At 64.0% G+C, this 19804-nt stretch carries 13 protein-coding genes; 3 read left to right on the forward strand and 10 right to left on the reverse strand.

Going from position 1 to position 19804, the window contains the following annotated elements:
• Positions 1-100: 100 nt before the first annotated feature.
• From ABD919_RS23280 to xseA, 6 genes are all read right to left on the reverse strand, one after another.
• Positions 101-505, reverse strand: a complete 405-nt coding sequence (locus ABD919_RS23280) for a response regulator (RefSeq protein WP_345238497.1) — start codon at positions 503-505, stop codon at positions 101-103.
• Positions 502-1332: a sensor histidine kinase gene (locus ABD919_RS23285; protein ID WP_345238498.1), complete on the reverse strand. Its 831-nt coding sequence runs from the start codon at positions 1330-1332 to the stop codon at positions 502-504. Before ABD919_RS23285 ends, ABD919_RS23280 begins: the two co-directional genes overlap by 4 nt.
• Before the next feature lie 329 nt (positions 1333-1661).
• Positions 1662-2357 (reverse strand): hypothetical protein, encoded by a 696-nt coding sequence (locus tag ABD919_RS23290; RefSeq protein ID WP_345238499.1) that lies wholly within the window; start codon positions 2355-2357, stop codon positions 1662-1664.
• A 24-nt stretch (positions 2358-2381) separates the two neighbouring features.
• Positions 2382-2699: a hypothetical protein gene (locus tag ABD919_RS23295; RefSeq protein ID WP_345238500.1), complete on the reverse strand. Its 318-nt coding sequence runs from the start codon at positions 2697-2699 to the stop codon at positions 2382-2384.
• A 114-nt stretch (positions 2700-2813) separates the two neighbouring features.
• A complete protein-coding gene (gene xseB / locus ABD919_RS23300; RefSeq protein WP_345238501.1) occupies positions 2814-3137 on the reverse strand; it encodes an exodeoxyribonuclease VII small subunit in 324 nt (107 codons plus the stop codon).
• A 70-nt stretch (positions 3138-3207) separates the two neighbouring features.
• The gene (xseA, locus tag ABD919_RS23305) at positions 3208-4548 is read right to left on the reverse strand and encodes an exodeoxyribonuclease VII large subunit (RefSeq protein WP_345238502.1); all 1341 of its coding nucleotides are present in this window, start codon (positions 4546-4548) and stop codon (positions 3208-3210) included.
• 387 nt (positions 4549-4935) lie between these two features.
• Between xseA and ABD919_RS23310 the strand changes: the two genes are divergently transcribed.
• Positions 4936-7014, forward strand: a complete 2079-nt coding sequence (locus ABD919_RS23310) for a M13 family metallopeptidase (RefSeq protein ID WP_345238503.1) — start codon at positions 4936-4938, stop codon at positions 7012-7014.
• Between the two features lie 128 nt (positions 7015-7142).
• On the opposite strand, the gene ABD919_RS23315 is transcribed toward ABD919_RS23310, so the two are convergent.
• On the reverse strand, positions 7143-7886 hold the full coding sequence (locus tag ABD919_RS23315) for a peptidylprolyl isomerase (RefSeq protein ID WP_345238504.1): 744 nt from the start codon (positions 7884-7886) through the stop codon (positions 7143-7145).
• 197 nt (positions 7887-8083) lie between these two features.
• Entirely contained in the window at positions 8084-9295 is a 1212-nt protein-coding gene (locus ABD919_RS23320; RefSeq protein ID WP_345238505.1) for a zinc dependent phospholipase C family protein, read from the reverse strand.
• A gap of 177 nt (positions 9296-9472) precedes the next feature.
• Here ABD919_RS23320 and ABD919_RS23325 point away from each other — a divergent pair, with 177 nt between their 5' ends.
• Positions 9473-10036: a hypothetical protein gene (locus ABD919_RS23325; RefSeq protein ID WP_345238506.1), complete on the forward strand. Its 564-nt coding sequence runs from the start codon at positions 9473-9475 to the stop codon at positions 10034-10036.
• Positions 10037-10143: 107 nt separating this feature from the next.
• On the opposite strand, the gene ABD919_RS23330 is transcribed toward ABD919_RS23325, so the two are convergent.
• Together ABD919_RS23330 and ABD919_RS23335 are read right to left on the reverse strand one after the other, a co-directional pair.
• Positions 10144-10653: a CinA family protein gene (locus tag ABD919_RS23330; RefSeq protein WP_345238507.1), complete on the reverse strand. Its 510-nt coding sequence runs from the start codon at positions 10651-10653 to the stop codon at positions 10144-10146.
• A gap of 282 nt (positions 10654-10935) precedes the next feature.
• Positions 10936-12258 (reverse strand): APC family permease, encoded by a 1323-nt coding sequence (locus ABD919_RS23335; RefSeq protein ID WP_345238508.1) that lies wholly within the window; start codon positions 12256-12258, stop codon positions 10936-10938.
• Positions 12259-12562: 304 nt separating this feature from the next.
• Between ABD919_RS23335 and ABD919_RS23340 the strand changes: the two genes are divergently transcribed.
• The gene (locus ABD919_RS23340; RefSeq protein ID WP_345238509.1) at positions 12563-19483 is read left to right on the forward strand and encodes an IPT/TIG domain-containing protein; all 6921 of its coding nucleotides are present in this window, start codon (positions 12563-12565) and stop codon (positions 19481-19483) included.
• The last annotated feature ends 321 nt before the right edge of the window (positions 19484-19804 follow it).

Genomic DNA, 19804 nt, shown 5'->3' on the forward strand with positions numbered 1-19804 from the left:
AGGAGGTCGAGCAGGTCGGTCTAATGATAAGCAGGCGACTGCCTGTAAGCCGCTTCTACATCAGTACATCAAAAAATCAGCACATCAGCACATCAACAAATTACCGTCCGGCGGCTGCCAGTACGGCGCCGCGCATTTCTTCGGGTGAGGTGTTCTTTACGAGGTAGCTGTGGGCGCCTTCGGCCAGCACGGTGCTCACCAGGGAGGGGTCGTCGTGCATGGATATAATGACGACGCGAACCGAGGGAAACTGCATTCGCAGGAGCCGGGTAGTTTGCAGGCCGTCGAGCACCGGCATCTGCATATCCATAAGGGCCACGTCGGGGCGGATGCCCTGGTCGAGGCACTCCAGCAGCTCCTGCCCATTGCCGGCTTCGCACACTACTTCAATCCCGGCATAGCCGCTGAGAAGCGCCCGCAGGCCTTTGCGAAAAAGAATATGGTCGTCGACAATGGCCAGGCGTACCGGCGGGTCGATGGCAGCGGAAGAGGAAGCAGAAGTCATGAGTTAAGCGAATAAGAAGGAGAGTTCTGGGAAGCCGGCAGCAGGGTGACCGGCAGGACGGCTTCCACGCGGGTGCCCCGGCCGGGCTCCGTATGGTACTTGAGCTGCCCACCGAGCACGGCCACCCGGCTGCGCAGGTTGATAAGGCCCATGCCCACGGTTTGCCCATGGGGCCCCGGGGGCGGCAGCTCTTCCAGGGCGGCGGGGTCGAAGCCCTGGCCGTCGTCGGTATAAATTAAGGTGAGGATGCCCGGGCCGGGTTGCACCCGCAAGGTAATGTGCCGGGCCTGGGCGTGGCGCAGGCCGTTGGCCAGCAGCTCCTGGCTGATGCGGTACACCATCAGCTCGTGGGGCGGGATGAAGCGGCCCAGCGGGGCGTCGCTTTCGAGGCGCACCTCCAGGCTGCCGTCGGTGGGCACGGCCTGTACCAGGGCCCGCAGGGCCTGCGCCAGGCCCAGCTGCTGCAGCGTGGCCGGCTGCAGGTTGCGGGAGATGCGCCGCACCTCGGCCACGGCCTGGTCAATCAGCCGGCTGGCTTCGGGGGCGGGGGTAGTGCCGGGAGCGTACAGGTGCAGCTTGGCCAGGGCCAGAATGGTGCCCACACCGTCGTGCAGCTCCCCGGCAATGCGCTGCCGCTCGTCTTCCTGGGCCACCAGGGCCGCGGCCAGCGCCTGCTGCTGCGCTGCCTCCTGCAGCTGGGCCACTTCCTGCTGCTGCCGAAGCTTGCTGTGCTGGTAGCGCACGGCAAAGCCCACCAGCGCCAACACCAGCAGGAGCAGGGTAGGCGTGGCGAGCAGCAGCGGAAGAAGCGTCGGTTCCTGAAGCACAGCGGGGCGGGAAAGCGAAGCAGATAGAAAGCAAACCGCCAGGAGTGAGCGGACTAAGTAAAGCAAGCAGATTTACGCTGCTGGTTAAGCGAAATTCGGCAGGCAGCGCTATTTAAACGGCCGCCGTATGGCTAGAGCCGCTCTACGATGAGGGTGCAGACTGGGCACCCATACGCCCTGAAGAGTAAAAGCAGCGTCTCCGCACGCTAATCACAACGCAAGAGGCAAAGCCGCCAGACCCTGTATAAATCAGCTGCTTTACTGGCCAGCCGAAGTAGCCGGAAGCGCATCGTGCTGCCCGGGACTGGTGCTACCTGCCGGCTATGCCCTCAGGCCGAAGCTAACGTCCCGGTGCGGTGCAGCGCAGCTTCCGGCTGGGCCCGCAGAAAGGCCATGGTAAGCAAAATGTTGAATACCAGGCCCAAGGCCGCAGGAATGCCAAAGTATATCTTGTTGTAAATGGGCTCCAGCTTAACGAAGCCAATGCTGAAGTACATCACCGAGCCGGCCGAGTAGAGCAGCTGCCCCACGCTGAGCAGAAACAGCGGATTGTGATTGAGCTGCCCCAGGGGAGGCTCCCGGGAGAGCTGCTCCAGGTAAGCCAGGGCGAAGGCCGCCAGCAGCGCACACTGCAGCACGCGGGCATAAGTCACCACAAAGCGCATGTCCAGCCACAGCATGGCGTAGATGCCGAATGCCACCGTGAGCACCGCCGACGCCAGCACCAGGCGCCGCACCAGCCACTGGCGCAGCACCAGGTAGTAAACCCCGCCGAACAAAGCAATTTTGCCGAAGTTGAAGGCCGCCAGCATGGGCCAGTTGGGCAACAGGTTCACCTCGGCAATGCGGGCGCCGATGGAGCAGAGCAGCGAGAAGTACACGTACCAGCTAAGCAGCTTCACAGGGGGCGGAAACTGCCGGCGCCGGCGCCAGACCACGGCCATGGGCACAAGGATGCTTACCTGCATGGCCCAGGCTAGGCCCTCCGACACGGCCATGAGAAAGTTCAGGGTAGGGGTAGACATGGCACGGGAAGCCCTGCGGCGCGGCTAGCTGTTGAGGACGTTGGCAATGCTTACCCAGGGCGGGCAGGCGCAGGAGTCGTCGGCAACTATCCGCTCGCTGCCAATCTGGTCGTTCTGGTCGGCTCCAACTGCCACCGCCAGCAGCTGCCGCCGGTTTTCGCCATCGACGCCATAGTAAAAACGAATGCCCATAGCCCCCGGCTGCTGCAGGAGCTTCAGCAGAATTTCGCGCCCGAAAAAGTGGCCCGTGTTTTCGCCTTTGTGCAGCGAGCGGTATTTGCGAGTCCAGGTCCCGGCTATTTCGGGGTTAATTGGGGAGCCTTCAGTACCATTAAAAGCCATGGTGTGCAGAATAAAAAGGTGGTGAAAAAAATTTGGGCGAAAGATAGATTAAATATGACAAACAGCACTATTCGGCAAGAGCTATTTTCGCAGCAAAGGCAGAACCAGGCAAGGTCAGAACAGCCAGCTGGTTTGGTCGGGCCGGCCGGGGCCCCCGGGCCGCTCGTGGCTGTCCACTTCATTGTCGTCGTCATACTCTTCGTCCAGCTCGTCGTCGGCACCGGCGGCGCTGCTGTCGGCTGCGTCTTCGTCGTCGAGGGTGTCAAAAATGCGGTCCAGGGAGGCTTCGGCGTTGCGCAGCTTGTGGCGGCACAGGCGGATAAGCTCGGCCGAGCGTTCCACGCGTGTGGTGAGGTCGTCCACGTCCACGGTATCGGTTTCGAGGCTGCGTAGAATAACTTCCAGCTCTTCAATGGCTTGGCGGTAAGTAGAGGGCATTGGGAGGGGAATTATGAATTATAAATCATGAATGATGTGGGCTGGGTGTCGGCTGCCTGGCAAGGTCTTTTCAGGGGCGGGGGTGACGGGCTGCGGCTGCCGCCAGGCGCAGCTCGGTGCGGTGAAGCTGCTTTTGCGCTGCCAGCTCCAGCTGGTAGCGGCGGCGCAGCAGGTCTTCACGGCGTCGTTGGTGATGACGGAAAAAGCGGCTTATCAGGTTGCGGCTGCGTTGGCGCAGGCTCCGTTGCTCGCGGCCCAGGGCGCGGCGGGCGGCGGCGGGCAGCAGGTGGCGAAACCGACCCAGCTGCTGGTCCAGCTGCCGCAGCTGCTCCCGCGGGGCCTGGGCGGCCAGGCGGGCCCGCTGGTGCAGGGCCGTCCGGGCCGTGGCCACCTGGCGCTGCGCGGCCTGCCGCCCCCGGCCGGCCAGCTGGTCGAGACGGGCGTGGCGCTGGCTGAGCTGCCGCCGGGCCAGGGCCACAATCTGCTCGCCGTAGCCCAGCAGGGCCGCTTCCAGCCGGGCCAGGCGCTCGACCAGAAAGGCGGCAGCGGCAGTGGGCGTTTTCAGGGCGCGGTGGGCCGTGAGGTCGACTACCGCTTCGTCGCGCTCGTGGCCGATGCCGGTGAGCACGGGCAGGGGAAAGGCCCCCACGGCCGCGGCCAGGCCGTAGTCGTCGAATGCCAAGAGGTCGGTCTTGCTGCCCCCGCCCCGGATTATGAGCACGGCATCGAACTGGCTGCGCCGGGCCCGCACCCCATCCAGCGCCGCCCGGATGCTGGCCGGGGCCTCGTCGCCCTGCATGGTAGCCGGAAATAAGGAGAGGGCGAAGTCGTACGGCGCCTCGCGTAGCTGCTGCACAAAGTCCTGAAAGCCAGCCGCCGTAGGGGAGGAAATAACCGCAAGGCGCTGCGGCGCCAGCGCCAGGGGCAGCCGCTTCTGCCGCTCGAGCAGGTCTTTTTCTTCGAGGCGGCGCAGGGTGAGCAGGCGCTGGCGGGCCAGCTCGCCCACGGTGAAGCTGGGGTCGATGGCCAGCACGTCGAGGCTGAAGCCGTACTGCTCGTGAAAGCGCACCTGCACCTGCAGCAGCAGCTTCAGGCCGGCCCGCAGGGTTTGGCCGGTGTGCTGCTCGAATGCCGGGGCCAGCTGCTGGTAGCGCTGGCTCCAGAGCGTGGCCCGGGCCTGGGCCCGCACGGGGGTACCCCGGCTATCGATGGTTTGCTCCGCCAGCGTGAGGTAGCAGTGGGCGCTGGCCATGCGCGGCACGGTAAGCTCGGCCACTTCTGCCACTACCCAATAAGCATCAGCCAGCTGCCGGTGCAGCACCTGGCGCACCTGGGCCAGCAGGGTGGCCAGGCCCATGGGCGGTGGGGGCGGCGCAGGCACAAATTCAGGTCGGCGGTTGTACAGCGGCATAAGCTGCAAGTTAGTGAGGAGGTGATTTGGTGATGAAGTGATGAAGTGAGAAAGTAAACAGAACGTCATGCTGAGCGAAGGCGCAGCCGTAGGCTAAGCATCTTGCCCGCGGCAGTAATTCCAAAAAGGGTTTACTCTCGTGGTAGAGATGTTTCGACTCCGCTTCGCTCCGCTCAACATGACGTGCTTTTTACTCCACCACCCCTTCACTTCATCACCCCACCACTTCATTACCCCATCACCAAAATCAGCATGGATATCGCTGGCGGCTGTGCAACCCTTAAACCGGCGTCTGGTCTTTCGCGCCAAGCGTTGGCGGCGGGGAATTACCCTGGCTTTACCTGACGTATCTTTCGCTCGAATTCCCTAACTCTCACCCTTTTTTCAATGACAACTGCTACTCGCTTGCGCCGGTTCGCCAATCTGGCGGTACTGGCTGGCTTTGCCGCCAGCACAATGCCGGTGCTTGCCACGCCTCCCACCACCCCGCCCACCGACCCGCCGGTAAAAGGTGTGGGCATCAACGTGGCTAATATCGACCCCACGGTGAGCCCTTGCGACAACTTCTTCCAGTATGCTTCGGGCAACTGGATGAAAAACAACCCCATTCCGGCTTCGGAAGTGCGCTGGGGCTCCTTTAATGAGCTGGCCGACCGCAACAACGCCATGCTGAAGGCCATTGTGAACGATGCAGCCCGCGACGCGGCCAAAGCGCCCAAAGGCTCCAATGCCCAGAAAGTAGGCGACTACTACGCATCGGCCATGGACTCGGCTGCCATTGAAGCCGCCGGCCTGAAATACCTCAAGCCCTACCTCGACCGCATTGCCGGCATCAAGGACCTGGCCGGGATGCAGAAGTTTATGGCCGACCCGAAAGCCCACGCCGGCAGTGCCTGGTTTGGCGCAGGCGTGGGGCAGGACGATAAAAACAGCACCCAGTACGCGGTGTTTGTAAGCCAGGGTGGCCTGACCATGCCCGACCGTGACTATTACCTGAAGGAGGATGCGCGGTCCAAGGCTATTCAGACGGCTTACCAGAACTACCTGGTAAACACCTTCAAGCTGCTCGGCGACGACGAGGCCACGGCCAAAGCCAACGCCGCTACTGTGACGCGCATTGAGACGCGCCTGGCCAAGGCCAGCAAAGGCCGCGTGGAGCTGCGCGACCCCTACGCCAACTACAACAAGATGACCGTAGCGGAAGCCAGTAAGCAATACCCCAACCTGAACCTTCCCCTGCTGCTGAAAGACAGCGGCCTGGGCGCGGCCAAGGATATTATCGTGGGCCAGCCGGCATTCCTGAAGGAAGTCGACACCATGTTTAAGGAGGAGCCGCTGGCCGACCAGAAAACCTATATGCGCTGGCACCTGGTGAGCAGCGTAACGGCCGGCCTGCCCAAGGCCTTCGGCGACGAGTCGTTCCGCTACGCACAGGTGCTGACCGGCGCCAAAAAGCAGCAGCCCCGCTGGAAGCGCATGCTAAGCGCTACCGACCGTTCCCTGGGCGAAGCTTTCGGCCAGATGTACGTGGACAAAGCCTTCAGCCCCGCCGCCAAGCAGCGGGCCAAGGACATGATTGAAAACCTGCGCGTGGCTTATGCCGAGCGCATCAAGTCCACGGAGTGGATGAGCGAAGCCACCAAAACCCAGGCCCTGAAAAAGCTCAATGCCTTCGTGGTGAAAATCGGCTACCCCGATAAGTGGAAAGACTATTCCAGCCTCAACATCAACCGCGAAAGCTACCTGCAGAACATGCTGGCCACCCGCGAGTTCGCCAACATGGACCAGCTGAAGAAGTATGGCAAGCCCGTCGACCGCAAGGAGTGGGGCATGACGCCGCCCACGGTGAACGCCTACTACAACCCGAGCATGAACGAGATTGTGTTCCCGGCCGGCATCCTGCAGTCGCCCTTCTACGACCCCAAGGCCGATGACGCAGTAAACTACGGTGGCATCGGGGCCGTGATTGGCCACGAGATGACGCACGGCTTCGACGACCAGGGCCGGCAGTACGACGCCGAGGGCAACCTGAAAGACTGGTGGACCAAGGAAGACGGCGAGAAGTTCAACGCCCGTGCGGCCGTGGTAGGCAAGCAGTTCAGCGCGTTCTCGCCCCTGGACTCGGTGTTCGTAAACGGCGACCTGACCATGGGGGAAAACCTGGCCGACCTCGGCGGGCTGACCATCTCCTACCAGGCGTTCCAGAAAACCAAGCAGGCCAAGGAAGGCAAGAAAATCGATGGCTTCACGCCCGAGCAGCGCTTCTTCCTGGCTTATGCCCAAATCTGGCGCACCAACGCCCGTCCCGAGTACCTGCGTCAGCAGGTGCAGACCGACCCGCACTCGCCCGCTCAGTTCCGCACCAACGGCCCGCTGATGAACATGCCCGAGTTCTTCCAGGCCTTCGGCTGCAAGGATGGCCAGAAAATGGTGCGCCCCACGGCGGAGCGCGCTAAAATCTGGTAGTCGGCCAGCTTAATGATTGAAAAAGCCCGTCCCTATGCAGGGGCGGGCTTTTTTTTGACATTCTCTCGACGTCATACGGTGCTTGGGAGGCCACGATGGGTGTCATTGTGAGCACCAGGCACCAAAATCTACTTCACCACTTCCACTTTCAATGTAATATCCTTCAGCGGCCACTTGTAAGGGTCGACGGGCTCCTGGGAGATGCGCTCGGCTACGTCCAGGCCTTCGATGATTTCGCCAAACACGGTGTACTGGCCATCCAGGGAAGGCGTGCCGCCGATGTCGGCGTAGGCTTTGAGCTGGGCGGGGCTGAGCTTGCGGCCAGCCATGGCTTTGGACTGGTCGGGCGTAAGCTTCTCGCCAATGACGAAGTAGAAGTCGGTATTGGACGAGAGGCGGCCGGGGTTTTGCTCGTCGTCGTAGCGGGCCATGCCCAGGGCGCCTTTCTTGTGGAAGTGCTCGGGCCGGAACTCCGGGGGCAGGCGGTAGCGGCGCAGGCGAATGGTGCGGGCGTTGCTGGTCTGGCCGCCCTGAATGGCAAACCCTTTCACCACGCGGTTGAACATGGTTTCGTCGAACACCCCTTTGCGGGCCAGCAGCAGGAAGTTGGCCTTGTGAATGGGCGTGTCGTCGTAGAGCTTCACGCGGATGTTGCCCAGACGGGTGCGTACCAGCACTTCGGAGCCGGGATGCTGGCGTCCGTATTCCAGCAGCTGGGCCGGGGCAGTGCTGTCGGTAAGGGTGGCCAGGTCGGGGCCGGGTATCACCGGAGCGGCTGGCTTGGCCGGCGCCTGGGCCGGCTCGGTTTGCGGCTGGCAGCTGCTGGCCGCGCACAGGCTCACAGCGCACAGAAGGGCAAGGATAAAACGCATAAGGCAGATAGAAAAAAGGCCATTGCGCAGGAGCAAAGCCGGCTGCAAACTTACGGGGAGGGGCTGCTAATGGCCAGGGTGGCTACCATGGCGGGTTAGCTCCGTGGCCCGGGCATTATACGAAACAGCCCCTTGGGGCGGCCCGGGTAGCACACCGGCGCCGCCCCAAGGGGCTGTTTCTGCAAGGGTAGCCAGGCTTACCAGCCCGAGGGGCTTTCTTCCTGCTTGGCTTTCTTCTTGATTTTCTCGCTGCCGTCCTTGCCTTTGGTTTTCACTTTCACCTTGTCGACAGCCGGGGCATCCGGGGCTGAGGCTTCGGATGCCGGGGCGGGCGCCGCTTCCGGCTCCGGCTCGGGGGCATGCACGGGCGCCATTTCCTTGGCCGGCTTGATTTCGTCGGCAGCTTCCGCCTTCTTGGTTTTCTGCTGGGCCAGCAGCAGCTGGTCCTGGGCCAGGGTGTTTTTCTTCCAGGCGGCCAGCTCAATGGCCAGCTTTTCCTTTTCTTCCTTGGTGGCTTTGGTGGGGCGCATCATGGCGTTGAGGTCGGGCTTGCCGGCTTCTTGCCAGGCCGTAAGCCACAGCGACGACACCAGGGTGGGGGCGCCTTTGAGGCGGTAGTTTACCATGCCGCCCACGGCCTTCTCGTAGGCATCGGCAAAGGCATCGGAGTAGCGGCGCTGGGTTTTGCCGTAGCGGTGCGAGAAGGTGTAGCGCACCGTAGGGGGCATGGTCTTCTCAATCTTGCTGGCCCGGTCGAAGGTTTCGCCCAGGAAGCCATAGCTCTGCTGAATCACCAGCCAGATGGCGTTGAGCGGGTCTTTGATGTAGGAGGCCGACGGCTTGTCGTCCAGCAGCTTGTAGTCGAGAATGAAGCGTTCGGGCAGCTGGCTTTCCCAGAGTGAGTGCAGGCCTTTCTGGTCGGTAAGCTGGCCGTCGTAGTTGACGGTGGTGTGCAGGGGCACGAAGGCATCGCCCACGTAGTGGCCCAGCTCGGCCGAGTACTTCACGATGGCCAGCGTGTCGCCGTCGCGGAAGGCTTTCACGAGGTTGTCTTTGGTTTCCAGCACCACCCACGGCACAGTGCCGTACTTTTTCAGGGTGTCGGCGCTGTATTTCTCCACGGCTTTGTCGTACTCCTTGGGCACCTTGGCGAAGGGGTTGTCTTCGGAGTAGTGGTCCATGTCGATAAAGTGCCGCGGGCCTTCGGTGGGGTCGCTGTTGCGGCGCTCGTCCGGCGCGGTGCTTTGGCGCACTATCTCGTTGAGATGCCGGTAGTAAAAAGGCTGCATGGACGAAGGCAGCTCGTACACGGCAATCTGGTTGATGATGCGGTGACCAAAGAAGCCCCAGGCACTGGCTTGCCCGCTGCTGAGCAGGGCCACGAGAAGGGGAAGAATAACTTTTTTCATAAAAATGAGCAAGGGCGGGAATATGCCACAGGCGAAGTTAGTAAATCTCGGGCAGGGGCTAAGCTCTTTGCCGCGAACGTATAGGCTGTTTGAGGGGTTCAATGCAGGCAGCCCTGCCCGCCTTTCCCCGGGCTACTGCCTAATTTCGTTGCTTTATTGGATTTAATAATGCCTGCCATGCGCTTGGGTGTAATTAGTGTTTTATCGCTGTTTCTGCTAATCCTGACGGCCACCGTTCCGCCCGTTGTGCCGACGGGCGTGTACCGTACGGCCGCGCAGTACCGCCGCCAGCAGCCGGCCCCGGCCTGCAGCGATGTGCGCCTTTCCGACAAGCGGGGCAGCCTCGTAGTGACGCAGCAGCGCGGCCCGGCCCGGCTGAAAACCCTGGTTCCTCTCGACAGCGTGTGGGGCTATGTAAATGGCAACGGCCGCAGCTACCGCCTGTACCGGGGCGAGGAGTTTCAGATTCAGCAGGCCGATACCCTCAGCATCTATTCCTTTCAGCACCTGAGCCACGGGCCGTACCAGCCTTCGACAGGGAGCTACTTCTTCAGCCGGGGCCTGAACGGGATGATTTTCCCCTTAACCCAGAAAAACCTGCGCCTGGCTTACGAGGCCAGCAACCCGGCCTTTGTAGAGGCCATCAAAGACCTGGGCTTTACCCAAAGTCTGAGCGACTACGACGTGGCCGCTGGCAGCTTCCGGGTGGTGAAGCTTTACCGCTCTACGCTAGGGAAGTAAGGAGGGCAGCTGGAGCGGCCGAGTAGCGCGGAATTCCATTCCGCAACGTGCCTGTGGCCGGGACGCGGAATGGAGTTCCGCGCTACTGGGGTAGCAGCGGGCCCTGCTCAGGCACCAGCCATGGCGCGCCGGCGCTCCAGCAGCTCGGCCAGCTTTTCGTAGATAAAGTTGGCGGCCTGGGCCCGCAGCTGGTCGGCGTCGCCCTCGAACTGGTGGCGGTACTCGTGGGCGTGGTCGTCGAGCAGAATGGTGACGAAGACCGTGCCGACGGGCTTGTCGGGCGTTTCGGAGGCACCCGGGCCGCAGAGGCCGGTGACGGCCACGCACACGTCGGCGGCGGGCAGGTGGCGGTGCAGGCCCAGCGCCATCTCGTTGGTAGTCTGCTGGCTTTCGGCGGAATACGTTGCCAGGGTTTCCTTTTTCACGCTCAGCAGCTTGTGCTTGGCTTCGGCGTGGTAAGTGACAATGGAGCCCAGCAGCACGTTGCTGATGCCGGTGGCCGGCGCCAGCTGGGCGGCCACCAGGCCACAGGTGCAGCTTTCGGCCAGGGCCAGGGTGAGCTTGTGCTGCAAAAACTGCTTAACGAGGCCGTCGAGGTCGGGTGCTTTGGCTTTCATGCGGTAAAAACAATAGCCTGTCGATACGCCGGGAAGGGTTGCTGAGGTTGCGGACGAGCTTACTATTTGGAAGTGATGAGGTGATGAAGTAATAGTGAGAAGGTGATGGCGCGGGCTCTGCCCCGTGTCTACTATTCGCGGGCCTCTGGCCCGCACCCGTAAGAACAAGCCCATTGAACAACTCCACCGGAGCAGGACCGCGCCGGCCAGAGGCCGGCAAATAGTTGACACGGGGCAGAGCCCCGCGCCATCCCTTCATCACTTCATCACCCCATCACCTCATCACTTCATCACGTACTTCCGCCAGTGCCACAGGGGCCAGGCACCTACTACCAGCAGGGCGGCGATGAGGGCGTGGCGGCTGTCTTCAATTACATTAAGAACCAGAAAGCCCACCGAGAGCAGCACCAGCAGGCCGGTGCTCCAGGGGTGCAGCCAGGCGCGGTAGGCATCAGGTGCGGGCGGGCCCTGGCGGCGCAGCTTGAGTAGGGCGGCAAAGCCCACCACGTAGTAGCCCACAAACAGAATGCTGGTAATGGCTTCGAGTGAGGCCACCGTGCCGCTCAGGGCCAGCGCCAGGGTGAGCGCCACGGCCAGCAGCAGGGCCGGGCGGGGCGTGCCGCCGGCATGCACGCGGGCCAGCGTGGCCGGCAGGTGGCCGGCCCGGCCCAGGGCAAACAGCACGCGCGTAGCCATCAGCAGCACCGAGTTGAGCACGCCCAGTAGGGCCGCTACGCCCAGGGCCAGCACCAGCCGCCGGCCGATAGGGCCAAGCACATCAGCCGCCAGCTCGGCCAGGGGCAGGGTGGAGGCCGTGAAGCGCGGCCAGGGCAGGGCCCGCAGCAGGGCGGCATTCAACAGAAAGTACAGGGCCAGGATGATGAGCACGCCCAGCAGCAGGGCCCGGGCCAGGGTACGGCCGGGCTGTGGTGTTTCCTCGGCGAAGTAGATGGGGCCGTACCAGCCGTCGTAGGCGAATACAACCACTTGCAGGGCGGCTACCACGCTCAGGGCCGGGCCGGCTTTGCTGACCGGGGGCGCCCAGGCCGGGGCGGCGGGCAGGCTGGCACTGGCCCCCACAATGGCCAGCAACGCCAGAATAAGCAGGGCGGCCGTCACTTCCTGGGCGCGGCCGGCCTGCCGGGGGCCGCGCCATTGCAAGGCCCCGAGCAGCAGCACGGTGGCCGCCGCCAGGGCCCTTGGGTGTTGCGACAGGGGCGGGGGCAGCAGCTGGGCCAGGTAGTCGCCGAGCAGCAAGGCCACCAGGGCGCCGGCCACGCAGGAGCTGGTCCAGTCGGCCCAGGCCACGGCCACGGCGGGAAACTCCCCGAAGGCGGCTTCGGCGTAGCCGTACCAGCCGCCGGCCTGGGGCAGGCGGCCGGCCAGCTCGGCCAGGGTGTTGGCGGCCAGCAGGGTGTAGAGGCCGCCGATGACCCAGAATACCAGCAGCAGCTGGGGCGAGCCCAGGGCCCGGGCCAGGTCGCCGGGGGCGGTGAGCACGCTGGTGCCGGCCGTGCCGCCCACGGCTACTGCCAGGGCAAAGCCCAGGTGCAGCAGGCGGCGCAGGGCGGGAGGGGAGGAGGGGGCCGGCATGAGGGTGGACATAAACAGCTAGGGACAGGGCTAAGAAAGGAATCAACCTTTGTACCTCCATAATCCAATGGTAGCACTGGCAGCAACCAGGCTTGATAGCACATTGGAGGGAGCTTATTAACCCCCACTGGCCCTAGGGGCTGGTAAAGGTTTGATTACCTGGTAAAGTACAAAAGTGGGCCAGGCATTTGGCCGCTTGCACGGTGCTTTGGTATGGGCACTTGGGTTGCAAAATACCCGAAAGTAGGTATTGTGACCGGGTAGCAGGGAGAGAGACCTTTGTTGGATTTTATTCCCCCATTTTTTTTACGTTCATATGAACAATTCTATTCCCGTTTTGTCGGCGCTAGGCAGGCTGACCCGTTGGGCGCTGCTGTTAGTGGTAGCCTGGGCCTTGGCCACTCCAGCCTGGGCCGGTTCCGGACCAGGTGGCACGGGTGCTACGCCTTCCCTTGCCGAAGCCCTGAACCCTGACGGCACGCTGCTTTCGGGCCTTAGCGGCACCTTCAACCCCAGCGGCTTCCGCATGCGCACCGGCCCGGATGGGCGGCCCGTATTCAAAGCCGCCGGCATTACGGGTGCGGGCGACGAAAAGTGGCAGGACGGCTTTGGCCTGCCCGGCGTGAATGGCACCGTAAACGCCGTTGCGACCAACGGCACGGAAGTTTACGTGGGCGGCAACTTCAGCATTACCGCGGCGGGTACCGTAGTAGCCCGCTACATTGCCAAGTGGGACGGCACGGCCTGGAGCAGCCTGGGCACGGGCACCAGCGGCAACGTACAAGCCCTGGCCCTCAGCGGCTCGACCCTGTACGTGGGCGGCAGCTTCTCGCAGGCCGGTGGCATCACCGTGAATAGCCTTGCGCGCTGGAACGGCACGGCCTGGAGCAGCATGGGCGGCGCCAACGGCACGGTGTACGCCCTGGCGGTATCAGGAACCGACCTGTACGCGGCTGGCGCCTTCACTGCCATTGGGAGCGTGGGTGCCAGCCGGGTAGCCCGCTGGAACGGCAGCGCCTGGAGTGCTTTGGGCACGGGCGTGAACGATGAAGTAAGAGCCCTGGCCGTTTCCGGCTCGGTAGTCTATGCTGGTGGCAGCTTCAGCACCGCGGGCGGTGCAAGCGCCAGCCGGGTAGCCCGCTGGAGCGGCACGGCCTGGAGCAGCATGGGGGCCGGGGTAAACGGCACGGTGTACGCCCTGGCCATCTCGGGTACCTCGGTTTATGCCGGCGGTACTTTCTCCACGGCCGGTGCCGTAACGGCCAGCAATATTGCCCGCTGGACGGGCGGAACCACCTGGACTGCACTGGGTGCCGGCGTCAATAGCTACGTATATTCCCTTACGATAATCGGTGCCGACCTCTACGTAGGCGGCAGCTTTTACCAGGCGGGCGGCTTGTCGGCCAGCTACATAGCGCGCTGGAGCGGCACGGCCTGGGCCACGGTAGGCAACAGCGTAAACGGTACCGTGTACGGGCTGACTGCCGTGGGTACGGAGCTGTATGCCGGGGGCTCTTTCACTGCCGCGGGCGGGGTAGGGGCCAGCCGGGTAGCAAAATGGAACGGAGCAGCCTGGAGCCGCTTTGGCGCCGGTTTTACCTCTGATATTTACGCCATTGCTGTGCACGGCCCCGATGTATACGTGGGGGGCGACTTTACCACTGCCGGCAGTGTAGCCGCCAGCCGGGTAGCCCGCTGGAATGGCAGCAGCTGGAGCAGCCTGGGCACGGGCATCAACGGCACCGTATTCGCGCTGGCGGTGGATAGCAACGGCTCGCTGTACGCGGGTGGCGACTTCACCCAGGCCGGTGGCCTGGCCGCGGGAAACATTGCCAAGTGGAACGGCAACGCCTGGAGCGCGGTAGGCAGTGGCACCAACTTTAGCGTGCGGGCCTTGCTTGCCCAAGGCCTGGAGGTATATGCGGGCGGCCAGTTCAACCAGGCCGGCGGCGTAAACACGGGGCCCCTGGCCAAATGGAACGGCAACGCCTGGAGCGGGGTTGGCGGCAGCCTGAGTGGCAGCGTGTTTGCCCTGGCATTGTCGGGCAGCAACCTATACGCTGGCGGCATGTTCTCGCTAGCCGGCGGCAGCAGCACTGTTCAGGTGGCCCGGTGGAACGGCAGCGCCTGGGCTGCACTGGGCAACACCCTGAATGGTACCGCTTATGCCCTGGCGGTGGCAGCAAATGGCACCGTGTACGCCGGCGGTGACCTAGGCATCAACAGTAGCTACGTCCGCAACCTGGCTAAATGGAATGGAACTGCCTGGACTGCCGTGGGCAACGCCTGGAGCCAGCTGTCGATGACCGGCACCACCGGTATGGTATACTCCCTGGCCATCGTGGGCCCGGCCCTGTATATCGGGGGCATGTTTACCGCGGCCGGCGGGAGCGGTGCTCCGGCCGACTACATTGCCAAGTGGGATGGTACGAGCTGGAGCAGCCTGGGTACGGGCCTGAACAGCACCGTAACGGCGCTGGCCGGCTCGGGTGGTAATGTGCTGCACGCAGGCGGCAGCTTCACCACGGTAGGCGATGGCAGCAAGGTAACGGCCTACTACGGGGAATACGATGCTACTTCGCCGGCCCTGACCGGCATCAACCCCATGAGCGGCCCGGTGGGCCAGACGGTAACTATTTCCGGCTGGGACCTGACCGGCGCCACGGCGGTTTCCTTTAATGGCACCAACGCCCCCGGCTTCACGGTAAGTGGCGATGGGCATACCATTACGGTGAATGTGCCGACTGGCGCCACCAATGGACCGATTAGCATTACCCTGCCCGGTGGTACGTTGACTTCCAGCGGCAATTTTATTCTGATGAGCACGGGTACGCCGACAACCTTCCAGTTTGCAGGCCCCAATCCATTTGTCCAGTCAACGGGCTATGCCCGGGCCTACCAGGTGCCGGCGGGCGTAACCCAGCTGCAGGTAGTAGCCCAGGGCGCAACCGGCGGATTTGACAAAAAAGGCGGGCGTGTCGAAGCCCGTATCGCGGTAGTGCCAGGAGAATACCTCACCGTAGTAGTGGGCGGCCGCGGTACTATTGCCGACTATATGACGCCCAACTATGCGGGCCCGGGTGGGTTCAATGGGGGCGGCGCGGGCGGCAGCGCCAGCTCGTCCAGCGGGTATGGAGGACAGGGGGGCGGAGGTGCCACCGACATCCGCCGCATTAGCGGAGCCAGCAGCTTCGACCCGCTTGCCGGAAGCTCCCTCTCCAGCACCATCAACAACCGACTGGTGATTGCCGGGGGCGCTGCTGTAGGCGCCGACGCAGGCACATCTACAGGTAGCCCCTGGGATGGCGGAGCCGGTACCACCAGCAGTGGCGGGAGCGGCGGCGCAAACGGTTCCTACAGTGGCTATGCGGGAAGCCTGGGTGAAGGCGGCAGCGGGGGAAATGGTACTTACATTGGTTCTCCCGGTGGAGGGGGCGGCTATTATGGAGGGGGCGGTGCAGCTTCCTCTTCCGGTTATAACAATTATAACGCCGGGGGGGGCTCCAGCTATGCCATGCCCACTGCGCTGGTGGCAGGCACCGTGCCGGTTTACTCGCTGCCTGCTTCCGCAGTAGATGCCTTCCTCACAGTAACGCCTTATTATAACCTGCCCGCCATTGCTTCCTTCACGCCCAGCAGCGGCGGCGCCAGTACCAGCGTCACCATCACCGGGAGCTACTTCTCAGGAGCTACCAGCGTGGCCTTCAACGGCACCAACGCGCCGGGCTTCACGGTGAACGGTGCTGGCACTCAAATTACCGTGACAGTGCCCGCAGGCGCTACCACGGGTCCTATTAGCGTAACCACGGCCAGCGGCACTACTACCAGCAGCACCAGCTTCACGGTAGGGGCTGTGCTGGCTATTAGCAGCTTCACCCCGGCCTCGGGCCCGGTGGGCACCAGCGTGACCATCACCGGCTCGGAGTTCACGGGCGCTACGGCGGTGGCCTTTAATGGCACCGCCGCCAGCTTCACGGTGAACTCGGCTACGCAGATTACGGCAACTGTGGCAGCCGGCACGACCAGTGGTACCATCAGGGTAACCACGCCCGGTGGCACGGCCACCAGCACGGGCAGCTTCACGGTAATTCCGGCGCCGGCCATTGCGAGCTTCACGCCCGCTTCGGGGCCGGTGGGCACCAGCGTCACCATCACCGGCACGAGCTTCAGCGGCGCCACCGCAGTAGCCTTCAATGGCACGGCGGCCAGCTCCTTCACCGTGAATTCGGCGACGTCTATCACCGCTACTTTAGCGGCCGGAACTACTACCGGTGCTATCAGCGTAACCACACCGGGCGGCACGGCTACTTCGACCAGCAGCTTCACCGTTATTCCGGCTCCGGTCATTGCCTCGTTCTCACCCGGCAGCGGACCGGTGGGGCAGAACGTGGTGCTTAGCGGCAGCAACTTCAGCGGCGCCACGGCCGTGACGTTCAACGGTACCAACGCCCCGGCTTTCACGGTGAGCTCGGCCACCAGCATCACGGTGAGCGTGCCCAGTGGCGCTACGTCGGGCCCCATCAGCGTGACCACGCCCGGCGGCACGGCCACGAGCAGCACCAGCTTCACGGTTAACCCCAACCCGGTGGTGTACTCGTTCTCGCCGGCCTCGGGTCCGGTGGGTACTTCGGTGGTCATCACCGGCGACCATTTCCTGGGCGTGCAGTTCGTGACCTTCAACACGGGCTCGAGCATGGCCAGCTTCGTGGTGAACTCGGCTACGCAGATTACGGCCACGGTGCCGGCCGGCGCTACTACCGGTCCCATTGGCGTAAACACGGGCGGCAGCACGGCCTTCAGCGCTACTGCCTTCACGGTTACCACGCTGCCGTTGATTAGCAGCTTTGCTCCCACCAGCGGCCCGGTGGGCACGGTAGTTACGATTAATGGCAACAGCCTCACGGGTGCTTCGGCGGTGCGCTTCAATGGCACAGCCGCTGCTTCGTTCACGGTGAACTCGGCTACGCAGATTACGGCCACGGTAGCAGCCGGTACAACTACGGGGACCATCAGCGTGACTACGCCCAGCGGCACGGCAACCAGTACCGGCAGCTTCACGGTAACTGTTCCGGCCCCGACCATTGCCTCGTTTACTCCGGCTTCAGGTCCGGTAGGCACCAGCGTGAACATTTCGGGTTCGAACTTCAGCGGCGCCACGGCCGTGCGCTTCAACGGCACGGCCGCCAGCAGCTTCGCTGTGAACTCGGCTATCAGCATCACCGCCGTGGTTCCCGCCGGGGCCGGCTCGGGTACGCTGAGCGTAACGACCGCAGGTGGTACGGCCACCAGCACCGCCAGCTTCACGGTAACCGTTCCCGACCTGACGGTGAGCACGGCCCAGGCCATCAGCGGCACCTACAACAACGTGACCATCACCGGCACGGGCACCGCCACCCTGGGCGGCCCCCTACGCGTGAACGGCACCCTCACGGTACAAGGCGGCGGCCAGCTGCTCACCGCCTGTGAGCGCCTGACCGGTGCCGGCAGCTTCGTGCTGCAGGCCGGCGCCACGCTGGGCATCTGCAACGTGAACGGCATCAGCCTCAGCGACACCACCGGTGCCGTGCAGGTGAGCGGCATGCGCAGCTACTCCAACGACGCCCTCTACCTCTACAACGGCACCGTGGCCCAGGCAACCGGCCCCGGCCTGCCCGCCCAGGTGCGCGAGCTGATTGTGTCGACCACCGGCGGCAACCTGACGCTGACCAACAGCCTGGCCATTGCCCAGGTGCTGCGCATCACCACGCCCGACTTCAATTACGGCAACCTCGACCTGGGCGGGCGCACGCTCACGCTGCGCTCAAGTGCCGCCGGCACGGCCCTGATTCACAACGACGGCAACGGCTCGGTGCTGGCCAATACCGGCACCTGCCGCATGGAGCGCTACATAACCCCCAGCCTCAACCCCGGTGCCGGCTACCGCCACTTCAGCTCGCCCATTCCCGACATGACCATCGGGCAGCTGGCCACCACCGGCTTCACGCCCGTGCTCAACCAGGCCTACAACACCTCGGCTACACCCACCAGCGTGACGCCCTTCCCCAATGTGTTTGGCTACGACCAGACCCGCCTGAGCACGGCCACCAACAACCTCGACGCTTTCTCCAAAGGCTGGGTAGTGCCCACGGCCAGCACGCCGATGGCGCCGGCTCACGGCTACACGGTGCACGTGCCGGCCTCGGCAGTGCTCACCTTCACGGGCTCGTCGTTCAACCAGGGCCAGCCCGGGCGCTTCATCAGCCCGGGCCGCGGCCCGCAGGCCGACGCCGGCTGGGTGCTGGTGGGCAACCCCTATCCCTCGCCCTTCGACCTGAGCGTGCCAGGCGCCCAGGCGCGTATCAACCTGGACGCGGCCAACTACGTGTTTGAAAGCACCAGCACCTACGGCGGTCAGTACCGGGCCTTTGTAAACGGCATTGGCAGCGGTAGCCCCCTGCTGGCTGCCGGCCAGGGCTTCTTCGTGCGCATGAGCGTAGCCGGCCAGAACTCGGCCCTGAGCTTTGCCCGCGGCGGCCGCCTCACCAGCTTTGCCAGCCAGGTGCCCTTCCGCCGCGGCACGGCCGATACCCGCCCGCAGGTGGCGCTGCGCCTGCAGGCCGCCGGCCTGAGCGATGTGGCCCACGTGTACGCCGAAGCCGGTGCTACACCCCAGGTGGATGCCGCTTTCGACGCCGTGAAAATGGCCAACCCCTCGGGCCTGAACCTGGCCACGCTGAGCGGAACGGAGCAGCTGGCCATCGACGGCCGCCCGGCCCTGACGGCGGGCACGGTGCTGCCGCTGACGGTGCAGGTGCCTTCGGCCGGAGCCGCCAGCTTCACAGCTGTGCTGAGCAACCTGCCGGCTGGCCTCACGGCTTACTTGCACGATGCGGCCACCGGCACCCGCCAGGACCTGGGCCTGCAGCCGGCCTACAGCTTCACGGCTGGCCAGGCCGGTACGATGAGCGGCCGGTTTGCCCTGGTGTTTGGCCCGGCCAACGGCCTGCTGGGCACGGCTTCGGCCCAGGCCGCCGCGCTGGCGCTCTACCCCAACCCGGCTCGCAGCCAGGCCACGCTCACGCTGCTGGCCCAGCCCGCCGCACGAGTAGTACGCCTGCACGATGCCCTGGGCCGCGCCGTGCGTGAGCAGCTGCTGCCGGCCGGCGCCCACACCGCTGTGCTCGACCTGGGCGGCCTGTCCACGGGCCTCTACACCGTGCGCTGCGGTGCCGCTACGGCCAAGCTGGTGGTGGAGTAAGCCACGTGCTTTCGCCCAAAAAAAGAGCCCCGGCACATCGCCGGGGCTCTTTTTTGGCCCCTGATGCAAGCACCAAGGCCCGAAAGCGGCAGCTCGGACGCGGCTTTCTGTGGGCCTGCTACGGGCAGCAAGCCGCCTGCGGCCGGGGCCAACAGCTGGTTACGCAATCGGTTTCGGTAAGCTAAGGCGTTGCTAGTGGGCAGCTGCAGGAGCTGCTGCGGTAACTAGCTGAATTTTATTTAAAAAGACAGGGGCGTAAATAGAGAAAGTCCCAGCAAAAAAGGCAGACAATTTACCGCAATCGATTGCGGTGACGTTTTC

Origin of the sequence: Hymenobacter saemangeumensis (genome assembly GCF_039541835.1) — a bacterium.
In the GTDB taxonomy this organism is placed as follows: Bacteria; Bacteroidota; Bacteroidia; order Cytophagales; family Hymenobacteraceae; genus Hymenobacter; species Hymenobacter saemangeumensis.

Excerpts from the sequence above, each read along its gene's own strand:
- ABD919_RS23295 (WP_345238500.1), bottom strand. The coding sequence starts at position 2,699 with ATGGCTTTTAATGGTACTGAAGGCTCCCCAATTAACCCCGAAATAGCC.
- ABD919_RS23290 (WP_345238499.1), bottom strand. The coding sequence starts at position 2,357 with ATGTCTACCCCTACCCTGAACTTTCTCATGGCCGTGTCGGAGGGCCTA.
- ABD919_RS23315 (WP_345238504.1), bottom strand. The coding sequence starts at position 7,886 with ATGCGTTTTATCCTTGCCCTTCTGTGCGCTGTGAGCCTGTGCGCGGCC.
- ABD919_RS23340 (WP_345238509.1), top strand. The coding sequence starts at position 12,563 with ATGAACAATTCTATTCCCGTTTTGTCGGCGCTAGGCAGGCTGACCCGT.
- ABD919_RS23310 (WP_345238503.1), top strand. The coding sequence starts at position 4,936 with ATGACAACTGCTACTCGCTTGCGCCGGTTCGCCAATCTGGCGGTACTG.
- ABD919_RS23335 (WP_345238508.1), bottom strand. The coding sequence starts at position 12,258 with ATGTCCACCCTCATGCCGGCCCCCTCCTCCCCTCCCGCCCTGCGCCGC.
- xseA (WP_345238502.1), bottom strand. The coding sequence starts at position 4,548 with ATGCCGCTGTACAACCGCCGACCTGAATTTGTGCCTGCGCCGCCCCCA.
- ABD919_RS23325 (WP_345238506.1), top strand. The coding sequence starts at position 9,473 with ATGCGCTTGGGTGTAATTAGTGTTTTATCGCTGTTTCTGCTAATCCTG.
- ABD919_RS23320 (WP_345238505.1), bottom strand. The coding sequence starts at position 9,295 with ATGAAAAAAGTTATTCTTCCCCTTCTCGTGGCCCTGCTCAGCAGCGGG.
- ABD919_RS23330 (WP_345238507.1), bottom strand. The coding sequence starts at position 10,653 with ATGAAAGCCAAAGCACCCGACCTCGACGGCCTCGTTAAGCAGTTTTTG.
- ABD919_RS23280 (WP_345238497.1), bottom strand. The coding sequence starts at position 505 with ATGACTTCTGCTTCCTCTTCCGCTGCCATCGACCCGCCGGTACGCCTG.
- xseB (WP_345238501.1), bottom strand. The coding sequence starts at position 3,137 with ATGCCCTCTACTTACCGCCAAGCCATTGAAGAGCTGGAAGTTATTCTA.